The sequence below is a fragment of the Luteibacter pinisoli genome, assembly GCF_006385595.1.
In the GTDB taxonomy this organism is placed as follows: Bacteria; Pseudomonadota; Gammaproteobacteria; order Xanthomonadales; family Rhodanobacteraceae; genus Luteibacter; species Luteibacter pinisoli.
Genome location: NZ_CP041046.1, coordinates 2492761 through 2514569 on the forward strand (window position 1 = coordinate 2492761; position 21809 = coordinate 2514569).

The 21809-nt window shown below is 63.4% G+C and carries 21 protein-coding genes; 8 read left to right on the top strand and 13 right to left on the bottom strand.

Going from position 1 to position 21809, the window contains the following annotated elements:
* Nucleotides 1-18: 18 nt before the first annotated feature.
* The 5 genes from FIV34_RS11280 to FIV34_RS11300 all read right to left on the bottom strand — a co-directional run bounded on the left by FIV34_RS11280 (nucleotide 19) and on the right by FIV34_RS11300 (nucleotide 4253).
* Nucleotides 19-1905, bottom strand: coding sequence for an amidohydrolase (locus FIV34_RS11280; protein ID WP_139982759.1), 1887 nt, complete (start codon nucleotides 1903-1905; stop codon nucleotides 19-21).
* Nucleotides 1906-1925: 20 nt separating this feature from the next.
* A complete protein-coding gene (locus FIV34_RS11285) occupies nucleotides 1926-2168 on the bottom strand; it encodes a DUF1427 family protein (protein WP_139982761.1) in 243 nt (80 codons plus the stop codon).
* Nucleotides 2169-2172: 4 nt separating this feature from the next.
* Nucleotides 2173-2814, bottom strand: a complete 642-nt coding sequence (locus tag FIV34_RS11290) for a hydrolase (protein WP_139982763.1) — start codon at nucleotides 2812-2814, stop codon at nucleotides 2173-2175.
* A gap of 123 nt (nucleotides 2815-2937) precedes the next feature.
* Nucleotides 2938-3618, bottom strand: a complete 681-nt coding sequence (locus FIV34_RS11295; protein WP_139982765.1) for a response regulator transcription factor — start codon at nucleotides 3616-3618, stop codon at nucleotides 2938-2940.
* A gap of 86 nt (nucleotides 3619-3704) precedes the next feature.
* Complete coding sequence (locus FIV34_RS11300; protein WP_139982767.1) at nucleotides 3705-4253, bottom strand: helix-turn-helix domain-containing protein; 549 nt, start codon at nucleotides 4251-4253, stop codon at nucleotides 3705-3707.
* A 191-nt stretch (nucleotides 4254-4444) separates the two neighbouring features.
* Between FIV34_RS11300 and FIV34_RS11305 the strand changes: the two genes are divergently transcribed.
* Entirely contained in the window at nucleotides 4445-5068 is a 624-nt protein-coding gene (locus FIV34_RS11305; protein WP_139982769.1) for a response regulator, read from the top strand.
* Between the two features lie 11 nt (nucleotides 5069-5079).
* On the opposite strand, the gene FIV34_RS11310 is transcribed toward FIV34_RS11305, so the two are convergent.
* A complete protein-coding gene (locus FIV34_RS11310) occupies nucleotides 5080-5925 on the bottom strand; it encodes an alpha/beta fold hydrolase (protein WP_139982771.1) in 846 nt (281 codons plus the stop codon).
* 282 nt (nucleotides 5926-6207) lie between these two features.
* On the opposite strand from FIV34_RS11310, the gene fumC reads away from it, so the two are divergent.
* From fumC to FIV34_RS11330, 4 genes are read left to right on the top strand one after another with little or no spacing between them, the layout of a single operon-like run.
* Complete coding sequence (gene fumC / locus FIV34_RS11315) at nucleotides 6208-7656, top strand: class II fumarate hydratase (protein WP_425462895.1); 1449 nt, start codon at nucleotides 6208-6210, stop codon at nucleotides 7654-7656.
* Nucleotides 7657-7668: 12 nt separating this feature from the next.
* Complete coding sequence (locus FIV34_RS11320) at nucleotides 7669-8064, top strand: cupin domain-containing protein (protein WP_139982773.1); 396 nt, start codon at nucleotides 7669-7671, stop codon at nucleotides 8062-8064.
* Nucleotides 8061-9563, top strand: coding sequence for a malate dehydrogenase (quinone) (gene mqo / locus FIV34_RS11325; RefSeq protein ID WP_139982775.1), 1503 nt, complete (start codon nucleotides 8061-8063; stop codon nucleotides 9561-9563). The genes FIV34_RS11320 and mqo overlap by 4 nt, the downstream gene beginning before the upstream one ends.
* A complete protein-coding gene (locus FIV34_RS11330; RefSeq protein WP_139982777.1) occupies nucleotides 9556-10797 on the top strand; it encodes a threonine/serine exporter family protein in 1242 nt (413 codons plus the stop codon). The genes mqo and FIV34_RS11330 overlap by 8 nt, the downstream gene beginning before the upstream one ends.
* On the opposite strand, the gene FIV34_RS11335 is transcribed toward FIV34_RS11330, so the two are convergent.
* Complete coding sequence (locus tag FIV34_RS11335) at nucleotides 10766-11743, bottom strand: MBL fold metallo-hydrolase (RefSeq protein ID WP_170207595.1); 978 nt, start codon at nucleotides 11741-11743, stop codon at nucleotides 10766-10768. The genes FIV34_RS11330 and FIV34_RS11335 overlap by 32 nt on opposite strands.
* Nucleotides 11744-11885: 142 nt before the next feature.
* Between FIV34_RS11335 and FIV34_RS11340 the strand changes: the two genes are divergently transcribed.
* Nucleotides 11886-12830, top strand: a complete 945-nt coding sequence (locus FIV34_RS11340) for a LysR family transcriptional regulator (RefSeq protein ID WP_139982781.1) — start codon at nucleotides 11886-11888, stop codon at nucleotides 12828-12830.
* Here FIV34_RS11340 and FIV34_RS11345 read toward each other — a convergent pair.
* On the bottom strand, nucleotides 12784-13977 hold the full coding sequence (locus FIV34_RS11345; protein WP_139982783.1) for an MFS transporter: 1194 nt from the start codon (nucleotides 13975-13977) through the stop codon (nucleotides 12784-12786). The genes FIV34_RS11340 and FIV34_RS11345 overlap by 47 nt on opposite strands.
* A gap of 203 nt (nucleotides 13978-14180) precedes the next feature.
* Here FIV34_RS11345 and FIV34_RS11350 point away from each other — a divergent pair, with 203 nt between their 5' ends.
* Nucleotides 14181-14489: a GNAT family N-acetyltransferase gene (locus FIV34_RS11350; RefSeq protein ID WP_139982785.1), complete on the top strand. Its 309-nt coding sequence runs from the start codon at nucleotides 14181-14183 to the stop codon at nucleotides 14487-14489.
* A 78-nt stretch (nucleotides 14490-14567) separates the two neighbouring features.
* A complete protein-coding gene (locus FIV34_RS11355) occupies nucleotides 14568-17483 on the top strand; it encodes a sensor histidine kinase (RefSeq protein ID WP_139982787.1) in 2916 nt (971 codons plus the stop codon).
* Between the two features lie 23 nt (nucleotides 17484-17506).
* Here FIV34_RS11355 and FIV34_RS11360 read toward each other — a convergent pair whose 3' ends face one another.
* The 5 genes from FIV34_RS11360 to FIV34_RS11380 form a co-directional block, all read right to left on the bottom strand.
* A complete protein-coding gene (locus FIV34_RS11360) occupies nucleotides 17507-18010 on the bottom strand; it encodes a hypothetical protein (RefSeq protein ID WP_139982789.1) in 504 nt (167 codons plus the stop codon).
* 30 nt (nucleotides 18011-18040) lie between these two features.
* Nucleotides 18041-18325 (bottom strand): hypothetical protein, encoded by a 285-nt coding sequence (locus tag FIV34_RS11365; protein ID WP_139982791.1) that lies wholly within the window; start codon nucleotides 18323-18325, stop codon nucleotides 18041-18043.
* A gap of 574 nt (nucleotides 18326-18899) precedes the next feature.
* Complete coding sequence (lptA, locus tag FIV34_RS11370) at nucleotides 18900-19433, bottom strand: lipopolysaccharide transport periplasmic protein LptA (RefSeq protein WP_139982793.1); 534 nt, start codon at nucleotides 19431-19433, stop codon at nucleotides 18900-18902.
* Nucleotides 19434-19557: 124 nt separating this feature from the next.
* Nucleotides 19558-20676 carry an alkene reductase gene (locus FIV34_RS11375; protein WP_139982795.1) on the bottom strand — a complete coding sequence of 373 codons (1119 nt, stop codon included), beginning with the start codon at nucleotides 20674-20676 and terminating at the stop codon, nucleotides 19558-19560.
* Between the two features lie 133 nt (nucleotides 20677-20809).
* A complete protein-coding gene (locus tag FIV34_RS11380; RefSeq protein ID WP_139982797.1) occupies nucleotides 20810-21745 on the bottom strand; it encodes a LysR family transcriptional regulator in 936 nt (311 codons plus the stop codon).
* Nucleotides 21746-21809: the final 64 nt, after the last annotated feature.

Here is a 21809-nt window from a genome sequence, read left to right on the forward strand (position 1 = left end):
GAAGCGGGGCGGGCCTGTTCATACAGCCCAGCACGCGCAACCCAGCGCGCCCCAAAAGCTCTTGAAGTCATCGACCGGGAGGGGGGCCGCGTGCGAACGCCCATGGTCATGTCCATGCACCGAGCACCCACTGGCACAACCGCAAGCCGCCTGTCGGCGCCGCTCTGCCCCGTCCATCCGCAATTGCTGCTCCGCCCAGGAGGCATAGCCACCGTAGGCATTGACGGGAGACCAATCGGGCATGGCGGCGGGAATATCGCTCTCGTCCAGCGTGCAGAAGGGTCCGCTCGCATAGACCACCTTGCCGCCCACCATCGTCAGCAACGACGTGGTGCCGACGATCTCGTCCTCCGCACACGCGAAGAAATCGCGGTCGGGGATGATCAGATCGGCCAGCTGGCCATCGGCAATGCGTCCCTTCTTGCCTTCCTCATTGGAAAACCAGGTGACGTTCTCGGTCCACATGCGCAGTGCCTCATCGCGATCGAGGCAGTTACGCTGCGGATACAGGCGCATGCCACCCACGGTCCGCCCTGTCGTCAGCCACGCAAGGGATACCCATGGGTTGTACGACGCCACGCGCGTCGCGTCCGTGCCAGCCGACACCTTGACACCTGCATCAAGCATCTTGCGGACCGGTGGCGTGGCCTGTGCGGCGCCGATACCGTAGCGTTCGACGAAGTATTCGCCCTGGTACGCCATGCGGTGCTGCACGGCAACACCACCCCCCAGCGCTGCTATGCGATCAATGGACGCGTCAGAAATCGTTTCGGCGTGGTCGAAGAACCAGTGGATGCCGTCAAGCGCGATGTCCTGGGCGACCCTCTCGAAGACATCCAGCGCGCGGCTGATCGTCTCGTCATAGGTCGCATGCAGCCGCCACGGCCAGCGGTTCTGGGCGAGGATCCGCACGACGCCCTCAAGCTCGCCCTCCATCTCGGGAGCCATGTCAGGCCGCGGCTGGCGGAAGTCTTCGAAGTCAGCGGCCGAGAAGACGAGCATCTCGCCAGCGCCGTTGTGACGGAAATAGTCGTCCCCCTGCTGGTAGGTCACCGACTTCGTCCATTCAAGGAAATCGTCCTTCTCCTGCTTCGGCTTTTGCGTAAAGAGGTTATAGGCAATGCGGATCGTCAGCTGGTCGGCGTCGGACAACTGCTGGACCACCGCATAGTCGTCCGGCCAGTTCTGCGAGCCACCACCGGCATCAATGGCACCGGTGATGCCAAGGCGGTTCAGCTCGCGCATGAAGTGCCGGGTGGAATTGACCTGGTACTCAAACGGCAGCTTCGGCCCTTTGGCGAGCGTCGCATAGAGGATGGATGCATTGGGTTTGGCCAACAGTAGACCGGTCGGATTGCCGCTCGCGTCCCGGAGGATTTCACCGCCCGGTGGGTTGGGTGTGTCTTTCGTGTACCCACACACGCGCAGTGCCGCCGCGTTGAGCAGCGCGCGGTCGTAAAGATGCAGGATGAATACCGGAGTGTCCGGTGCGACCGCATTGAGTTCGTCGATGGTCGGCAGGCGCTTTTCGACGAACTGGTGCTCGGTAAACCCGCCGACCACGCGCACCCACTGTGGCGGAGGTGTGATCTCTACCTGTCGGCGGAGCATGCGCATGGCATCGGCGAGGCTCGGGACGCCATCCCAGCGCAGCTCCATGTTGAAGTTCAGGCCACCACGGATGAGATGAAGGTGGTTGTCGATGAGCCCGGGAAGCACCCGGCGTCCACCGACATCCACCACGCGCGTCCCCGGCCCGGCAAGCGCCAGAACTTCATGATCATCTCCCACTTTCAGAAACCGGCCGTCGCGGATGGCCACGGCACTAACGGTGGGACGGCGCCGGTCAAGCGTGGTGAACAGACCTCTGTGCAAGATGAGGTCCGGGACGGGGACGTGTGACATGGCAAAGCTCCTGGAATGGCTCAGGCGGGGTCGTCGTTGGATCGGGGTGGCTCGTCCTTGGTCACAGCGAAGCTCTTGCTGTGCCAGAGGTTGGCCCAGACGTCAGGATGTCCCTTGGCCCAGGACACAGCCGCCTCACCGGCAAGCATGCCGAGCAGACCAAGGAGGGCGATCATCGGGGGCGCCGGGGAGCGCACGCCAAAGAACCCGTAGGCAATACCAACCGCGAGGCCGAAGCCAAGGGAGATCAGGTAGGGCCACATGGCCTTAACCCGCTTCAGAGGCATGTTCGCCGAGCGCCCACTTGGAGAAGCGCACCTGGATGCCGTACGGCGTCAGCGCGCGCAGGATATCCATGACGCCCTCGTACGTGCCCGAACGTGCCCAGTCCTGCTGGAGTTCGAACATGAACTGCAGCGTGGTCATCGGCACCGCGCCGGCCTGGACCATGCGCTGCACGGCACGCTCGTGGGCCTCGACACTCGTGTCGCCGCACGCATCGGTGACGACAATCACCTCGAGGCCTTCACGCAACATGTCGAGCGTGGGGAAGTTCACGCAGGCGCCCGTCCACAGGCCAGCGAGCACGAAGCGCTTCCTGCCCGTGGCAGCCACGGCCTTGCGGAAGTCCTCGTTCAACCAGGAGTTGATGGAGGTGCGGTCGATGATGGCCTGGCCAGGGAACACACCGTCGGTGACTTCCGGCATGAAGGGACCCGAGAAGCTGTCCTTGGCGACGGTCGTCAGGATTGTCGGTACCTTGAAGAGCTTTGCGGCGCGCGCAAGGATCTGGACATTGTCCATGATGACCTTCCGGTCATGGCTCTGGACGCCCTGAAACATCGCCGGCTGGAAGTCGATGAGCGCAAGCGCACAGCTATCCGGCGTGATGAGTTCATTGAACGACATGGGATGAGGCCTCGTTGGCATATCGCAGGCCGTTCCTGCGAGTACACTCACGATAGGCAGCGATACCACGCACGAATAGAATCTTTGGAATCCATCGTGCCGGACGTTTGATAAAAATCCTGCTTAACGGAAGAAACCCCGCGCCTGCGCAACGGACACGGCATGCGCACGATTGCTCGCGCGCAACTTGGCCATGGCGTTCGACAGGTACTCCTTGACCGTCTCGGGTGAGAGACCCAGGCGCGACGCAATCTGCTTGTTCTCCAGGCCAGCGGCGACGCCGCGGAGGACATCGAGCTCGCGCTCCGACAAAACGTCCTGCCCCTTGAAGTTGGCAAGTTGCTGGGCAACGTGTGCATCGATGCGGTGCTCGCCACGGTGGACTGCACGTATCGCTTCGACAAGATCAGTGCCCATCGAGGTCTTCAACAGGTAGGCTTGCGCCCCCGCGTTGAGCGCGCGGCGCGCCACGCCATCTCCGCCAAACGTCGTGACAACGATGCTGCGGGCCGCTGGATCAAGTTGGCGGATACTGGTAATCAAGCGCTCGCCGGGCATGTCGGGAAGCACCATGTCAACCAGGGCAATGTTCGGCCGGTGCCTGCGAAACAGAGCGATCGCCTCCTGCCCAGTGGCTGCTTCAGCGACGACCAACAGGTCATCGGCAGCGGAGAGAACGGCGATAAGCCCCGCGCGGAATACCGGATGGTCATCGACAACGAGTATCCGGATGGGCTGAAGCCGATCGGTGTCCGGGGATACCTTGTGGCGTTGTGCTGCAGGAACGCGTGGCGGCTCAGTCATGGACGCGGCGTGCGCCTGCGGAGGGAGAGCTTACGGTGCATCGGATTCGTTTAGACCTTGGGAGAAAAGGGAAACCACCGGCGAGGTCAGGCGCGGATGCTCCCCACGCCCCTCGACTTGCGGTATGCGTGAGGCGTCACGCCGATCGCGGACTTGAATGAGCGGGTAAAGTGCGCCTGGTCGTTGAAACCGCACGCGATGGCGATGTCCGCGAGGCTTCCGCGAGTACTGGAAAGCTGCAGGCAGGCATGCTCAATGCGCTTGCCGTGGCGCCAGCGATGCGGACTTTCGCCGAAGGTGACCCTGAACGCGCGACTAAAATAGCCGCGCGACAAACTACACGCTGCGGCGAGGTCGCTGATCGCAAGGCCGAGGTCGAGCCGCGCGAGCGCGATTTCCTCGACGGTGCGGATTTGCCACGCGGCCAGACCGCTATGCGTACGCGTCGCACCGCCAGTGATGCGCTCCTGGTGAATTCGCAACGCCTGCGCGATATAGCGCGCACAAGCGACGCGATCCGCGGTGTCGACATCCGCGATTTGACGCAACGCATGGTCAAGCAGTTGCTGCACGGCGCGGACCGGCGACTGGCCGTCGTCGGACGTACCCGACGGCGATGAGGTATCGATTCGCATGGAGCCACCATCTTCACAGCCCGAAGACGAATCGGATGCTATCCGCCCGCCCCAGACGGGTGACCCCCTGTACGGGGGGTCATTTTCTTAGGACGAAGGCTTTTTGGCCGGAATATGATCTTTCTCATCGCACGTGCGGCCAATCGCCCAAACGCCGTATCCTGATCGCGAGTCCAACCCCGGGCACCGCCATGACACCACTGGCCATTCGCGTCATCGTCGTCGACGACCACCCCCTCTTCCGCGCTGGCGTGGTAGCCATGCTGGCGGCCGAACCGGATGTGCTCATCGTCGGACAGGCAGGGACAGGGGCCGAGGGCATCGAGGCCTTCCGGACCATGCGGCCAGATGTAGCCGTCATTGACCTCAAGCTGCCAGATATGGATGGCGACGCGGTGGTTCGCGCTATTCGGAAGATAGAGCCCATGGCCCGTGTGATCGTGCTGACGACCTACGGCGGGGATGCGGCCGCCAGACGGACCCTTGCAGCGGGCGCCCAGGGCTACCTGCTCAAGACCTCACTCGCCAACGACCTCGTGGGGGTCGTTCGCGCCGTCCACGCGGGGCAGCACCGCGTCTCGGCAGAGGTCGCGAAACGCCTTTCCGAACACCGTGGCGATGAACCGCTCACGGAGCGGGAGCTCTCCGTCTTGCGCGGCGTGGCAGCCGGGCTGGAGAACAAGCAAATAGCCCAGCACCTCGGGATTGCCGCAGACACCGTCAAGGAGCACCTCTCCCACATCATGGCCAAACTGCGCGCGACCAACCGCGCGCATGCGCTATCCATCGCACTCGCCAGGGGTTATCTCGCCTGAATCAGGGTGTTTCAGCCGCTGAGGAAATCGAGCAGCAGGCTGTTGACGATTTCCGGCTGCTCTTCCTGGGGCAGATGGCCGCACTGGGCAATGGGCTCGGCGCGAAGCTGCGTTGCCATCCCGCGCCAGACCGCTGCCATATCGAAAGTACCGCCGACGGCTTCGAAGTCGGCACCCCAGATCGCCATCGTGGGACATCCAATGAGCGTATCGGCGTCCTGTTCGTCTTGAAGGACGTCCTCGGGCGCGGCGCGATAATCCGCCATGGCGCCGCGGACGGCACCCGGTTCGCGGTACGCCGACACGTACGCCTCGAAGTCAGCTCCTTCAATCGTATGCGGGTCGTAGCACCAATCGGTGAAGAAGTGACGCAACCAGACATCCTCGCGCCCTGAAATGAGCGCCTCCGGCAAGTCGAGCACCTGGTGGAAGGCAAAGAACCAGTAGGCCCTGGCGACCTTTGCATTCATTGACTGGGCGACAATGCGGGTGGGCACGTTGTCCATGACCACGAGCCGGTCGAGACGCTCCGGGTGGTCCTTGGCAAAACGCGTCGCGACACGCGCACCACGATCGTGACCGACGAGCGCGATGCGTCCGATGCCGAGCTGGTCGAGCAGCGCGACAAGATCTTTCGCCATGTTGCGCTTGTCATAGCCCGTTGCCGGCTTGTCAGTCTTGCCGTAGCCACGTAGATCCGGTGCGATGACGCGATACGTCTGCGCCAATACAGGAATCTGGTGGCGCCAGGCGTAACTGGTTTCGGGGAATCCGTGGAGAAGGACAACCGGCGAACCCTCACCGGCGTCGATGAAATGCTGGCGGATGCCGTTGGCCCTGACGGTGTGGTGTTTCATTGCGCATCGACTGCAGTCATAGAGAAGCTTCAACGTATCGTCTTGAGCGAGCTCGATATAGGACGTTTGTTCCCTTAACAGCGCGCGTCGTTGGCGCAAAAACTACGGAACCGTTCACGCTATCACCCGAAAAAGTGGCGGCTATAGGTTAATTGTCACCGGTTGAACGGTCGCTCCTTGCAAGTCGAACGGCTACCCCTCCTTGGTATAAATCACGCTTGAAATCCGCAACGCCATTCGCCGCGCATAGCGGTGATCTTCATGAGAGCAGAGGAGATGCATGTGAGCGACATCCCCCGATTGCGCGCCATACCGATTGGCATTGAGGCCACAGGTACCAGGGAAGAATTCGACAGCATGGGCATGGTGTCTGTGCCAGCAAACCGGTATTGGGGCGCGCAGACCGAGCGGTCCCTGCACCATTTCAACATCGGCGGCGACAAGATGCCGGTTGAGGTCTATCACGCGTACGGATTCGTGAAGAAGGCTTGCGCACTGGTCAATGCAACGGCAGGCCGCCTGCCCGGCTGGAAACGTGACGCTATCGTCCAGGCGGCAGACGAGGCGATCGGCGGAAAGCTGGACATCCACTTCCCACTGTATGTGTGGCAGACCGGCTCAGGCACGCAGTCGAACATGAACGTCAACGAAGTCCTGTCCAACCGTGCCATTCAACTGCTCGGCGGCGAACTCGGGACACAGCAGCCCGTCGGCCCTAACGACGACGTCAACATGGGGCAGTCATCGAACGACACCTTCCCCACGGCCATGCACGTCGCAACCGTCATGGCCATCGACGAGCAGCTCGTCCCTGCGGTCAACGCGCTCATTGGCGTTATTGAACGGAAAGCGGACGACTGGATGGCCGTCGTCAAAATCGGCCGTACGCACCTTGAGGATGCCGTACCGCTGACGGTCGGTCAGGAGTGGCACGGCTGGGCAGGACAGCTCCGGGCGTGCATCGACGACATCCAGCAAACACGGAGCGGCCTCTACGCGCTGGCCGTGGGCGGTACGGCGGTCGGCACTGGCTTGAATGCGCCTCCGGGATTCTCCGTAGACGTGGCCGCCAGGATTGCCGAACTGACGGGAAAGCCGTTCGTGACTGCGCCGAACAAGTTTACGGCGCAGGGATCACTGGATGCCATGGTGCGTGCCTCAGCAGGGCTTCGGGGACTTGCCGTCGCGCTGATGAAAATCGCCAATGACATGCGCTGGCTCGCATCGGGCCCGCGATGCGGGCTCGGTGAACTGAAACTTCCGGACAATGAGCCTGGATCCTCGATCATGCCGGGAAAGGTGAACCCGACGCAGTGCGAGGCGATGGTCATGATTGCCATCCAGGTTCTTGGAAACGACAGCGCTGTTGCCATTGCCGGGAGCCAAGGTAACTTCGAGCTCAATGCGATGCGCCCCGTCATCATCAACAACATCCTGCATTCCATACGAATCCTGGCCGACGGATGTGACAGGTTCCGTGAGTTCTCGGTCGAGGGCACGCAACTTGTGCCCGAGAAAATCGCGCAGTACGTCGCGGGCAGCGTCATGCTGGTCACGGCCCTGTCTCCCCTCATCGGCTACCAGAATGCTGCGCATATCGCGGAAAAGGCCGTGGCTGACGGAACAACCCTGAAAGAGGCCGCGCTCGCCTCAGGCCTGGTGGATCAAGCGACCTTTGACAAGACCATTCGCCCGATTGACATGGTCGGCCACGGTCTCGCCGGCGCATAAAGGAGCGAGACGATGATTCGATGCGTAAGGCTCTGGACCGGAACCGATGGCAACTCGGTCTTCGAGGAGGGGGAACTTGACATAGGTGTTGGCCTGCACGGGCGTGCGTCCGGCTTGCCCATCGCCGTCCATGAATTGTCCTTCCAGGAAACCACAACGGGCGGCTCTTTCGAGTGGCATCAAGACCCGCAACCGCAGTTCGTGCTCACGCTCGCCGGCAACGTCGAGTTTGAGGTCAAGTCCGGAGCGACGTTTGTCGTCAACCCGGGCGATGTGCTCATAGCCCAGGACGACAGCGGGACGGGTCACCGCTGGCGCCTCATCGGCGACCAGCCCTGGCGCAGGGCTTACGTCGTGTACGACACGGGCTCTGCACTCCACTTCACGAAAAAGGTACACGGAGCATGAATTCCAAAACCTCCCCGTCCGTCGACGTGCTGCTCATCGGCGCTGGCGTCATGAGTGCAACAACCGGGGCATTGCTCCATGCACTCGAGCCCGCGCTGAAGATGATGGTCCTGGAGCGACTCGAGGACTGTGCGCTGGAAAGTTCGATGGCCTGGAACAATGCGGGAACGGGACACGCCGCGAACTGCGAGTTGAACTACACCCCCCAGCTTGCCGATGGAAGCATTGACATTTCTGAGGCCTTGAAGGTTAACACCGAGTTTGATGTCTCCCGGGAATTCTGGGCCCATCTTGTCAAAGCGGGCGCCATCCCTGACCCCAGGGCCTTCCTCCATCCCTGCCCTCACATGAGCTTCGTCTGGGGCGACGAGAACGTCACGTTCCTCAAGGCGCGCCATGCCGCCATGAGCGCGCATCACTGCTACCGGGGCATGGAGTACACCGAAGATCATGCGCAGATTGCCACATGGGCACCGCTGGTCATGAAAGGACGTGATCCGGCGCAGAGGGTCGCCGCAACGCGTCTCGTCACCGGCACCGATGTCGACTACGGAGCCTTGACCGGCCTGCTCATCCAGCATCTGGGGAAAGAGTCGATCGAAATCAGGTACAACTCCGAAGTCCTGGCCCTGGAGCGGGATGACGACAAACACTGGGCCGTGACGTTCAGGAGCACAACCGACGGTGTCATCCGGACCGTCTCATCCCGCTTTGTGTTTATTGGTGCCGGCGGGGCGGCCATCTCGCTGTTGCAAAAGTCAGGCATTCCGGAAGCGAAGGGTTATGGCGGATTCCCGGTGAGCGGCATCTGGCTGCGGTGCGATGTCGAAGGCGTTGCCGCTGAGCATCACGCCAAAGTGTACGGCAAGGCGTCCTCAGGTTCGCCGCCCATGTCAGTGCCGCATCTTGATACCCGCATCGTGGATGGGAAGACGTCTTTGCTGTTCGGCCCTTATGCAGGATTCTCAACCAAGTTCCTCAAGCACGGCTCCCACACTGATTTGTTCGAGTCCGTGACCGCCAGCAATATCCAGCCGCTGCTCTCCGTGGCCAAAGCGAATGTGGCCCTTGAGGAGTACCTGATCGGCCAGGTCCTACAAAGCACGCATCACCAGTTTGAAATGCTGCAGGCGTTTTATCCAACAGCCCAGCGCTCCCAGTGGAAGGAAGCCGTTGCGGGCCAGCGTGTCCAGATTATCAAGCCAGACGCAGATGATCATGGCGGGAAACTGGTCTTCGGCACGGAGCTCGTGGCCGCTGCAGACAAATCGCTTGTTGCTCTACTAGGCGCTTCGCCCGGTGCATCAACCGCTGCCGCCATCGCCGTACAGGTCCTGCACGCATGCTTTGCCGAACGCCTGACCGAGGCGGAGTGGCTTCCAAAACTGAGGACGATTTTTCCAACGTATGGCATCGACCTGATTCAGGACGCCGCGGCCTGCGATGCCACGCGGGCAGCGACCGCAACCATCCTGAAGATCGACAACGTCGATGCCTGAGGCTTTACAGCGGAGCCTGGACTCCAGGGCCCACCTGCTCCTGAGGCTCGCCAGGCTCCTTCTGGAGGCGGGTGCCGACAGCGAGGACACGCGTAGGTCCATCGAGGCCATCTCGAACAGGTGGGCGATGACCGCACAACTCATCATCGGCAGCGAACGCCTGCTTCTCATGCTTGGTGATGGTGACGCCTATCAGGTGCGCGTTGGACACGGCATGGGGGCACTCGGCGTGGACGTCGGGCGCCTTTCCAGCCTCGAGGTGCTGGTACACGGCCTCAACACAGGGGCGTGCGGTACGTCCGACGCGGACAAGCGCCTCGACGACTTAGAGCGTCGGCCGCCGACCTACCCGGAGTGGATGACGGTCATGGCGGTGGGCGGCAGCGCTGCCGCGCTCGCGCGACTGTTTGGGGCCGACGCTTATGTCGTGGGTGCGGCCCTGGGTGCCGGCGTGCTCAACGCGCTGATGCGCCGGGCGTTGCCGAAGCTGGGAATGTTGCCCGTGGGCGTTGCTGCGGTAACCGCGGCAGCCAGCGCGGCAACCGCCATCGCACCGCTGCACTACCTCGGCGTGAATCCGTCAATGGCTGCGGTCGCCGCTGGAATGGTCCTCGTTCCGGGCGTACCACTCATAAACGGGTTGCGCGATGTCTTTCATGGACACGCCGCCATGGGTGTCGCACGGCTTGCGAACGGCGCCATGATCGTGATGGCCATTGCGACAGGCCTGGCCGCAGCGAGCGTTATGTGGCAGCTGGATCTTCCTGATGTCATGCAGCAAGGGAGCGTCAGCATCCCGTGGGATTTCCTGTTTGCGGGTATGGCAGCGCTCGGATTCGCCATCTCCTTCAATGCGCCGTCGAGGGCCATCGCGGGAATCGCGGCATGCGGCGCGCTCGCACATGGCCTGCGGACCGTCGCGGTAAGCCTTGGCGGCGACCTTACGACGGGGACCGCTGTCGGCTCATTCGCGGCAGGTATTCTTGCCGTGCTTTTAGCCCGCTCGATGAGACTGCCCTGGACGGCGTTCGCGTTTCCCGGAGTGGTCGCTCTGGTACCGGGCTCGTACGCATTTCGCGGGATGATCGGCGCCCTTGGTGTGATGCGGGCAGGTGCTTCCGCGTCGTTCGACCTGGTGGCGGCCACCCTTGCTTCAGTGACTGCCGCCGGGGTCCTTACGGTGGCTATCGCTGCTGGATTGCTCATGGTTGAGGGCTTGCGTGATTCACGCTGACCGGCCCGACTGGAATCCAGCTAAAGCCGGTGCCGCCTCGCGCCACTCTCCCTATACCTGGGAAGGCGATGTGAGCGCCGGCCACGAGGTAGCCCGCCTTGCTGGCCGCTGCGAGGGCCTTCTCACGCGTATGGATCGCGTCGGCGGGCGTGCTGTCAAAATGAATCGTGACCTTGGGATCAGGAAACTGCGCGGCTGCAAGGTGGACGAGATCTCCCCAGACGAGCAGCACCTTGCCATCGCTCTCGACGCGGTAGCCTGTGTGGCCCGCCGTATGCCCCGGTTCGTCAAGTGCGGTGATGCCTGGGCCGACGGTGTCGCCCGCCTTGAAGGGTTTGACGTGTCCGGCGGCTTCGTAGGGCTTCAGGGCGGTGGCGACGGCATCGAAGGTGGCCTTGACCGAGGCATCGACCTTGCCAGCGTTTCCACGGTCTTCCCAGAACGCCTGCTCGCGAGCATCGACCCGCACCGTCGCATTCGGATACACCATCCTGCCATGATCGATGAGTCCGCCGACATGATCGGCATGGAGATGTGTAATGAGCACTTCGTCAACCTGGTCGGCGCGGTAGCCTGCGGCCCTCAGGTGTTGGCCGACCTCACCGAGCGTTGCGCCGAGGAACGCCCCGGATCCCGTATCGATAAGGATCCGCTTGTCACCGGTGTCGATGAGGAAGGCATTGACCGAGGTCGGCACCCCGTCATCGAGATGGGCCTTCGCCAGCGCGCCCGCCACTTCCCCCTTCCTCGGCTCGACCATCAACTGTGATGCGGGAAGCATAAAACGCCCGTCGGAGAGCGCCACGACGGTGATCTTGCCGAGCGGCATCCTGAAAAAACCTGCCGATGTGTCATCGGCGTGGGCGACGGAGGTGACGTCCAGCGCCGCAAGCAGCGCTGTCGTTGCGTATACGGGATGACGCCGAATGAAGGAGCGCAGCAGCATGGGACGATACCATGGGTGTGATGGTATGAGTCTGTGCAATTCTCGTGCGGCCGGATAGCAGAAAGGTGATCCGCACTCAGGCACACTCGTGATCGCCAGAACCCACCGCTGGACCGCGGCGCGCAGTGAGAGGATGACCCCAATGGACCGTTTCGCTTCCTTGCAGGTGTTCGATGCCGTGATGGATACCGGATCCTTTTCCGCCGCGGCGCGACGCCTCGACCTCGGCCAGCCCGCGGTATCAAAGATCATTGCGCAGCTCGAGGAGCGCCTCCAGGTCAGGTTGTTCCTGCGGAACACGCACGGCCTCGTTCCGACCGATGCCGCGCGCGCGTTCCATGAACACGCCAGGCTTGCCCTGTCGCACCTGGGTGAAGCCGAGCAAGCGGCGCGTGGCGAGCAGGCGGCACTGACGGGCCGACTGCGCGTGACTGTGCCCGTAACCTTCAGCCGCATGCGGATCATTCCCCGCCTGCCCCAGTTTCTCGCGGCGCATCCTGGACTCCATGTGGAGATGATCCAGGACGACCACCCTCTCGACCTGTTGCGGGAGGGAATGGATCTTGCGCTTCGCATTGGCACGCTCGACGACTCGGAAATGACGGCGCGGGTGCTTGCGCGGACCGAACGCGTACCTGTCGCATCGCGCGCCTACATCGATGCCCACGGCGCTCCGGCGACGCTCGCCGACCTCAGCCGGCATGCGGTGATCACGTATGCCCATGGCGGCCTTTCTCGTGAATGGACTGCCTCCCGCGGCGGACGCACCGAGGAGGTCGTGGTTGACGGGCCCCTCCACGTCACCGCCGCCGAAGGTCTGCGGGCTGCGGTGCTCGCTGGCATCGGCATTTCGGTGACATCGCGCTGGGTGGTGGAGGCAGAGCTGGGCAGCGGCGATGTCGTCGCGCTGCTGCCCGACTGGTCGTTCGGGGACATTTCGCTCTGGGCCGTTTACCCCGCAGGACGGCTGCCCGGTGCCAAGGCCAGGGCCTTTGCCGCGTTCGTCGAGGCCTTGATGCACCCCGACGACACCCACCCCCTCAATGCGCCTGCGGGGCCTGCCGGGCACGTCGCCGGACAAGGCTGAGAAGCAAGGCACCCACAGGCAACACGCCACCGAGCATACAGACACCCCGCCAGCCCCCATGGCCCCACGCCGTGGCTGCCGCCATCGAACCGAGCGCACCGCCCACGAACATCGTGGTCATGAAGAGCGTGTTCAGCCGACTCTTGTATTCCGGGTGCAGGCCGTAAATCAGGTGCTGGTTGGACACAAGGGCAATCTGCACGCCGAAGTCGAGCACAACAACGCCAATGATGAGGCCAAGGAGGCCCGGCCAGAACCCGAAGACGAGCCAGGCCGCCATCGTCGCCGCCGCGCCCAGGGCGATGACGGGCGCCGGGCCGCGACGGTCGGCCACGCGGCCTGCCACTGGCGCCATGGCAACGCCCACGGCCCCGACAATGCCGAACAGGCCCGCAGAGGCCGCACCAAGATGGAGCGGCGGCTCGGCCAGGCGAAGCGCGAGGGTCGTCCAGAATGCCGAGAACGAAGCAAACAGAAGCGCCTGCGTGATGGCTGCGCGGCGCAATGCCGGCTCACCACGCCAAAGGTGGATGAGCGAGCCTAGCAGGTCGCTGTAGCGAAGTTTTTTTGCCGGGTGATGCGCCGGGAGGCTGCGCGCCATGAGCACGGCACCCACCAGTGCCAGCGGCACGGCCAGCCAGAACATCGCCCGCCATCCCGACATGCTCGAGACCATGCCGGCGAGCGTGCGGCTGAGGAGGATGCCGGTGAGCAGTCCGCTCATAACGGTGCCGATGGCCGCACCCCGCTTTTCGGGCGCGGAGAGGATAGCCGCAAACGGCACGATCTGCTGGGCCACCGTGGCTGACGCGCCCACGAGTACCGATGCCAGGGCGAGCACGGCCAGGCCCGGGGCGATGGCCATGACGACGAGGGCCAGGGCGAGCACACCGAATTGAACAACGATGAGCTTCCGGCGCTCGAGCATGTCACCCAGCGGAAGCAGGAATAGCAGGCCTGCGGCATAGCCGAGCTGGGTCAGCGTAGGAATCCATCCGCTGATGCGCGCATCGTGGAAGGCATTGGCCATGATGCCCAGCATCGGCTGGTTATAGTAGATAGACGCAACCGCAAGGCCTGCGGCGAGCGCCATGGCAAACACGGTGCCCCGACCGGGGCCCTTTGCACGTTCTGTGGGTGAGGACATGGTGGAATGCCTGCGATAGGGAATGTCGCGCATGGTACGCGCCGAAAGCAGCCTTGCTTAGCAGGACTGTGACATGGCGGGCATTCCATACAGGCATGGGCATTGGACGATCGGGCGTGACGCCAAAAGTGCAAGCCTGCCTCTGGACCACGCGCTAGGATTTTGCAGTCGCCGGGGTTCCGGCTCCCCTTTTTGGCGCGTGCATGGCAGCGGACATCGTCATCAGGGATGCACCCAACGAAGGGCGCTTCGTCGCCGAACTCGGCCAGCAGTGCGCGAGCGCCTGGTATGAACGGAACGGGCGTGTGCTGCACTTCTTCCGTGTCGATATTTCCCAGGCCCTGATCGAAAACGGGGTCGGCATCCAGCTCTTGCGGGTGGCCTTGGCCCAGGCGCGGTTGCAGGGCTGCCTGGTCGAGCCTTCCTGCGATTTTGTCGCCGACTACATGCGCGACAATCCCGAGACGCACGACCTGCTGACGAGCGAGGGCTGGCGTCTGCTCCGCCAATGACGGTTGAGCTACGCACGCACTGCTGGACCTCCCAGGGAACGGTGGTCACAATGGCTTGAAACTGTCCGGGGGAGATCGATGCGTCGAACGCTGAAGCACCTGCTGGCCGTATGCGGTCTGCTCGTGCTCGTGTACGCATCAACTGCCGCCGCAGACGCTCCACCTCCCCCCGCCTACCGTCCGATCCGCCAGCTCATTCACCGCGCTTTCCCAGCAAGCGCGGGGGCCCCCGCCGGTGTCTGGGCGATGACGCAGGACCGGGACGGATACCTGTGGCTCGGCGGCCCGACGGGCCTGTTCAAGTTCGACGGCGTCATCTTCGACGGCAGCCTCAGCCCCCTGTTGCCCCATCCCCAGATCATGTCGCTTCTCGCGACACCCGATGGCGCGTTGTGGGTCGGGGACCGGAATGGCTATATCACCCGAATGGCCGACGGCAAGGCGCAGGTATTTCCGAAAGCCGATGGCTCCGGAACGGTCATATCCCTGACCCGCACCAGGGACGGTGTCCTGTGGGCCGTGCGCACGAGCGGGCTGTATCGGTTCACAGGCACCCAATGGGAACGATTTCCAACGACCGAGCCCGAACCAAGGGCGTATATCCAGCAGGGATTCGTCGCTCCCGACCAGTCCATCTGGCTCCTGCGCGAGAAGAGCGCCCTACGGAAGGCACCAGGCGCTTCGACCTTCGAACTACGGACCGTCGCCGATTACCGTGCTGCGCAACTTGGCCGCGCGGGTGGCCTGTGGCGCCCGGACGACCAGCTCGCCGACGAGGTCATCGACGATGAGGGCGTCATGTGGTGCGGTGCGAACTCTGGCGTGGTGCGCATCATCTGGCCAGGGAATGGCCCAGCGACCGGCCAACCCGTGGTCGAGACATACAGTGGGAAAGACGGACTAACCGGCGCGTCCGCCCTCGCGGTCTTCAAGGACCGTGAGGGCGCCTTCTGGGTGGCGACCCCCAATGGCATCGACCAGTTCAGGCGGGGCCGCTTTGAACCGGTCGATCTACCTCCGGACACGTACAAGCCGGCGATCGCCGCCGACGGGAAGGACCACCTGTGGGTTGCTTCCCAAAGTGGATTGACCGAATTCGGACCGGCCCCCAAGCCATGGCCACAGGCCGGAAAGCAGACAAGCGCCATCGCAACGGACCCAGACGGCAGCGTCCTGATGACGTCGGACCAGGGGCTGCTGCGGATCGACGGACAGGACATCAAGGTCGAGCCGCTTCCCGCGGCGATCACGGATATGCCGAGGCAGGTGCGTGCGCTAGCCGAGGGGCGCGACGGCTCGGTATGGTTGGCGTTTCGGCAGGCCTTTCGCCTGGGCGGGGGGAGCATCATGCCTTTTGGCAAGGACGCAGGCCTTCCGGGAAAGGAAAAGAATCTCCGTGCGATTGCCCCTCGTGCCGACCATGGTTTGTGGCTTGGTTATGACGACAACACGGTTGCGGCCCTTGAGGATGATGGAACTCTTGCGACGGTCTACACCGGCGCCACGGGCATCACTGTCGGACAGGTCATCGCGCTGTGGCCACGCCAGGACGGCGTCTGGCTGACTGGCGACCATGGCGTACAGTTCTTTGCGCCGGGGAAGCCTGCACGCTCGTTGCTCTTTGCTGGCGGCCATGTGGTGCGGTTAGGCACCGGGATCATTGAGCAGGCGAATGGCGACCTGTGGGTGAACGCGGCCGACGGCCTTTACCGTGTCGCGGAGGGCGAGATGAAGCGATGGTGGGCAGACGCCACGTACGCGGTGCCAGCGCAGCACCTTGACGAGCGTGATGGCTGGCCGGGCCTGCGCGACGCGGTCCCGGCCCCCTCCCTCATCCCTGGCGTTGGCCGGCGGCTGTGGGTCGCGTCAGACACGGGGGTGGCGGGGCTCGACCCGGCGCACCTCACACCAAACCCCCGTACCCCCGATGCGACTGTCCTTGCGGTCAACGGCAGGACACTTGAGCCGGGTGAGGAGTTGGCCGCTGGCACCACACGTCTTGAGTTCCGCTATACGGCCCCCGTCCTTTCCATTCCCGAACGCGCACGGTTCCGCTATCGACTCACGCGGGTGGATGACACGTGGCGGGACGTCGGGAACATACGGGAGGCGACATATACGAACCTTGCGCCCGGCAGTTACACCTTCGAGGTACTCGCTGCCAATGAGGACGGCGTCTGGTCCACCCTCCCCGCACGCGTGTCGTTCCGCATCGCGCCGTACTTTTACCAGTCCGCGTGGTTTGCGCTGCTCTGCGCGGCGGTTGTCATGGCCCTGCTCTACCTGCTCTATGCCTGGCGCCTGCGGGTTCTTGGCACGGTCTTGCTGGCGCGCGTCATGGAGCGCGAGCGCATCGCCCGCGAGCTGCATGACACGGTGCTGCAAGGCCTGCACGGGGTGCTTCTTTATGTTCGCGTGGCCGCCAACGCGATCAAGGACGGCGCCGTTCGTGATCACCTTGAGCGCGCCCTTCGCGTGGCCGAACAGGCCATGGCCGAAGGACGACAACGGATCGTGGATCTCCGCACCGTCCCCAGGCCATCCACATCGCTGATCATGCGTTTGCGCGCCGCACTGAACGAATGCCTCGCGGATACCGATATCGAGGGCGTCGTCGCTGTCGACGGCGAGGAGCAGCCCATCCGGGCAGAAGCCGAAGACGATCTCAATGCGATCGTACTGGAACTTATCCGCAATGTGCGAAAGCATGCGAACGCCAACTCCGTCTGCGTCAACGTTCGGTTTGGCAAGCTCCATCTCGACATCGAAGTGAGCGACGACGGTGTGGGATTAGCCCCAGGGGCGACTAACAAACCTCTGTCGTTCGGATTGCAAGGTGTACGGGAAAGGACGGCGCGCTGGTCTGGCCACTTCACGATCGGGCAAGGCGAACCGAGGGGCACCAGTGCCTACGTCACCGTCCCTGCGCTTGCGATTTATGCGTCTGAGGCCGGGAGGCGGCGTTGGCTGCGGTTTCTGGGTAAGGCTGGCTGACAGGCGCACTACACCGAAAAGGCTCATTTGATGACGGATCGGATAAAGCCAGCCAAACGATCGTGCACCGGAAAGTCGATGTGCGTAAGCTTCCTCAGGCTCGTATCGGATGCCGCTAGCAGCCGGTCGATGTCGTCAGCCACCGAGTTCACGGCACCGACCACGGTGACATCGAATTCCGCCAGGACCGCGATGGTCTGGGCATCGTTATAGGCGACCCATTCGGACGATACGTCCGCGGGATTGGCTGGCATTTCGGCGAACGCATCCCATTCGAACCAGAAAGCCCGAGCATCAGGCTCTGACTCGGTCAATGTGCCGTAGCCGCTGATCCACCAACATCCAGGCCCACCCGCTTCGCGAAGGGCATCCCAAAGCAAGCGAGGCATTCGGTATCTGTCGTAGGCGTCACGGTAGAGCACGGCGCCCCGCCAGCCTGGCCTGGCAAAGCCGTCGGGGGCGCCCTCGGTTTCTACAAAGAACGAGCGGCGGGCCTCGTCAATCTTCATATGCGCAGAAGGTGTCATGCGATTGAATCTCCCTGTGTCCCGGCACGGTTACCCTACACCACACATGGTCCCATCCCAGTGGGCCTGGGCATGCGCCTCGTTGAGATGTTGCGTACCGATAAGGGTCATCGCCGCAACGGCCTCGAGCGCGAGGGCAAGCTGGCCGCAGTCCACCTCATCCGATTCGTGGAGCAGGTCCGCCAGCATCGAAGTGACACCTCGTGAGTACTGCAACCACAGGGTGGCTTCATTGAGCAGTTCATGCGTTGACGGGCTTTTATTTACAGTCCCTTCGGTATCGCCTGGCTCCAGGCCTCCGCTTCGTGTGTCCATCACTCTCTTCCTTTAGTCGCCACATCGCGTTCTAACGTGGCACGACAGACAAGCGCCTGCCGTGCCACGGACCATAGGGTCGCGGGTTCACCGGATGCCCGTGTCCGGGCGCCGGGTGGCTTGATTGACGAAGTGGGTGCGACGATGACCGTCCATGAGGTGCACCAGGCGTGATGCCTGCCTCATTCGATCAAGAATTACCTCAAAACACGGCCTCGCCGCGGTTCTTCAACCGTGCCTGCGGCTTATGCAGGCGGCCCGTGGACCGGTGAGGTGTCGCCGGGGGGATTCGGCGGGCGAGCAGGTGCCGTATGATCAGGGGTAGCCATAATCAACTCTTTCTCAGTTGGTTTGGTTAGCGGGTCAGGGGTGCTCTAACACCTCTGGCCCGCGACTTTCACCGCCTTGGGCGGTGGTTGCCTGCGCGGAGCGCTTCACGTGTGCGCGGGCAACGAGACGACACTAGCAAATGTTTGTTGGCGTTGTCTGTAGGGTGGTTCGACGTGATTTGTAGGTGGCGCCATCGTGTAGCCACCAGAAACATGTGCGACGTCAAATTCGGAGGGCGATCACGTCAGTCACCCGACTTCGCAGGCGCCCCGGACTTCGGATAAAACGTGACATGCACCAACGACGCACCGGTACTTGAGGCTTCGAATTTGCCGGTGCCCACGTCGTAGTGAAGGACATCACCTGCGACCTCGCCGCCTGTTTGCTTTTGGGCGTGCGCTGAGCCGGTCAGCACGGCCATCCCCGTGTCCACCGTGTAGTCGATGGTGTTGGCGTCGGCCTTCGTCAGCAGATTCTGGTCGTCTAGTTGCTCGATGTGTGCCGCCTCGCCGGTCACCACGGCGCGTGATACCTCGCCATCGTGGCCCGTGTAGATATCCGCGTGGGTGCCCGTGATCTTAAGCGAGCCCTGGGTGATGACGACTTTGCCATCGAGCTGTGACTTCGTGTCGGGGCCGATGTCGCCGGAGAACTTCGAGCCATCGGCCTTGGCTGGCAGGGCCCTGTCCGACGTCTTCGCGCTTAGCGAGGTGGCGTAGACCGCGCAGACGAGCTCAGCGAGAACGACTAAATGGAGAACTCCGTTGCGATGGGGCATCCCTCTCTCCGTGTCGGTGGGCCCTGATGGCCCCGATGGTCCAGAAACAGCGCTCGACGGAATCTAGCAGGCAACCGGGGGCGCCGCCACGTTGCCCACCGGGGACCGCCCTTCGCACCTTGGCTTACGCCGCAAGGCCCTCCTCCGCAAATCGCGCGAAGTCCGTGTAATGCAGCTCGCTACCGCCCCAGAACGCATCACGCACATACGGCGTCAGCGGATGGTTGTGCAGGAAGCGTTCCGGCAGATCCGGGTTGGAGGTGAAGTAGCGGCCGAAGGCAACCAGGTCAGCATCACCCTTGCGCAGAATCGCTTCGGCACTCTCACGCTTGAAGCCACCCGCGGCAATGATCGGCCCCTTGAAGACGCCACGCAGGAACTCCGAGGCCACCGGCGCCGTGTGCTCGTCGATGGTTTCGACACCGCTCACGCGGGGCTCGATCACGTGCAGGTACGCGAGGCCGTAGGCGTTGAGGCGCTCGGCGAAATGCCGGAAAAGCGCTTCCGGATTCGAATCGGAAATCCCACCCCACGTCCCCGACGGCGACACCCGCACGCCCACGCGATCCGCGCCAAACACGCCGATCAACGCTTCGGTAAGCTCCAGCGGGAAACGCACGCGGTTCTCAATGGAGCCACCGTAGGCATCCGTGCGGTGGTTGGTTCCGTCCTGCAGGAAGGTGTCGGAGAGGTAGCCGTTGGCTGAGTGAAGCTCCACGCCGTCAAGGCCTGCGTCCCTGGCGCGTTCGGCCGCCAGGCGGAAGGACTCGACGAGACCGGGGATTTCCTTGATGTCGATGGCCCGGTGCGGGCTCACGGGCACCCAGCCTTCGGCGGTGAGCGCCACGCCCTCGTAGGGAACCACGGAGGGCGCGATCGGCGCATTGCCATGGCTCAGGCTGGCGTGTGACTGGCGCCCGTCGTGGCCGAGCTGCATCACGATCTTGCCGCCCTTGGCGTGCACGGCATCCGCGACGCGGGCCCACGCGCGGGTGTGGGCGTCGGTATAGATGCCCGGCGCGCCGATATAGCCGCGGCTGTCAAAACTGGGATGGCTGGATTCCGTAATGATCAGGCCCCCTTTCGAAGCGCGCTGGCCGTAGTACGTAACCATCATGTCGCTGGGCGACAGGTCCTCGTCGGCGCGCAGGCGCGTCGTGGGCGCATGCACCACGCGGTGGCGGAGCTCAATGGCGCCGAGCTTGAACGGGGAAAACAGCGTACCGACGTCTGTGTGGCTCATGTCCGTGTCCTTCAGGTGTGTCGCGGGTATCCCGCTCACGGACAGGTATGGGGGCCAGCGGGGGGCGGCTGTATGGACACAGTCGTCCGGTCATTACGGACCGGCAGGCCGTAATGGGATGACTAGGGTGGAGCTACGCCTTGTGAGGCCGATGGGAACCGGCCCAGTCATCAAGCACCTCTCCCTCCGGCACCTCGGATATCTCGGCAATGCGGCTCAGGAAGTAACGCAGGATGGGCGACTGGCTGGAACGACGGTAGCCCAGGCAAAGCTGCACGGACGGCGTCTCTCCCGCGAGGTGCCGACTGGTGACTGACCAGGGCAGGAAGGCCTCCGCATACGAGGGCAGCAACGCTACGCCACGCGTGGACGAGACGAGGGACATGGCCTGGGTCAGGTTGTCGACACGGTGCGTCGGCTGGATGTCGAGGCCGTTGTCGGCGAGATAGCGCTCCACGGTGCGTCGCAGTGGCGTGGCGACATCCGACAGGCCGATAAAGACTTCATTAGCGATGTCCTTGATATCGACCTGCTCACTTTCGGCCAGCGGATGGTCGCTTGGCATGATGATGCGCAGCGGTTCGCGGGACACGGGGATGAATTCCAGCTCCGGCATGTTTTCCTCGGCACGGAGGAATGCCGCGTCGAGCTTGCCCTGGACCAGGCCTTCGGCCAGGTACGGCGAGTGCTGGCTGGAAATGGTGACCTCGATCCGTGGCAGTTCCGTGCGGAGCAGCTTCATTGCCTTGCCCATCCACGCCACTTCCTCGCCGGTGAGGAAGCCGAGGGCAAAGGTGGTGGTCGATGGCCCTGCGCGGCGCGCGGCGTCACGTGCCGCGTCCACCTGGGCCAGGGCGAGGCGAGCATGTTCAAGAAACGCGCGGCCAGCCGGCGTCAGCTCGATCCCCTTGGGGCTTCGTACCATCAGCTGGGTGCCGACCTCGTCTTCCAGATCCTTGAGCTGGCGGCTCAGGGACGGTTGCGAGGTAAATAGGCGCCGCTCCGCGGCCAGCGTCACGCTGCCTTCTTCGGCAACGGCGATGAAGTAACGCAAGTGGCGCAGTTCCACGGGGGTGTCCGCTGGAAAACAGGCAAGCAGCCTAGCGCTATGGCCTCTGCCGGGTCGAGGAAGA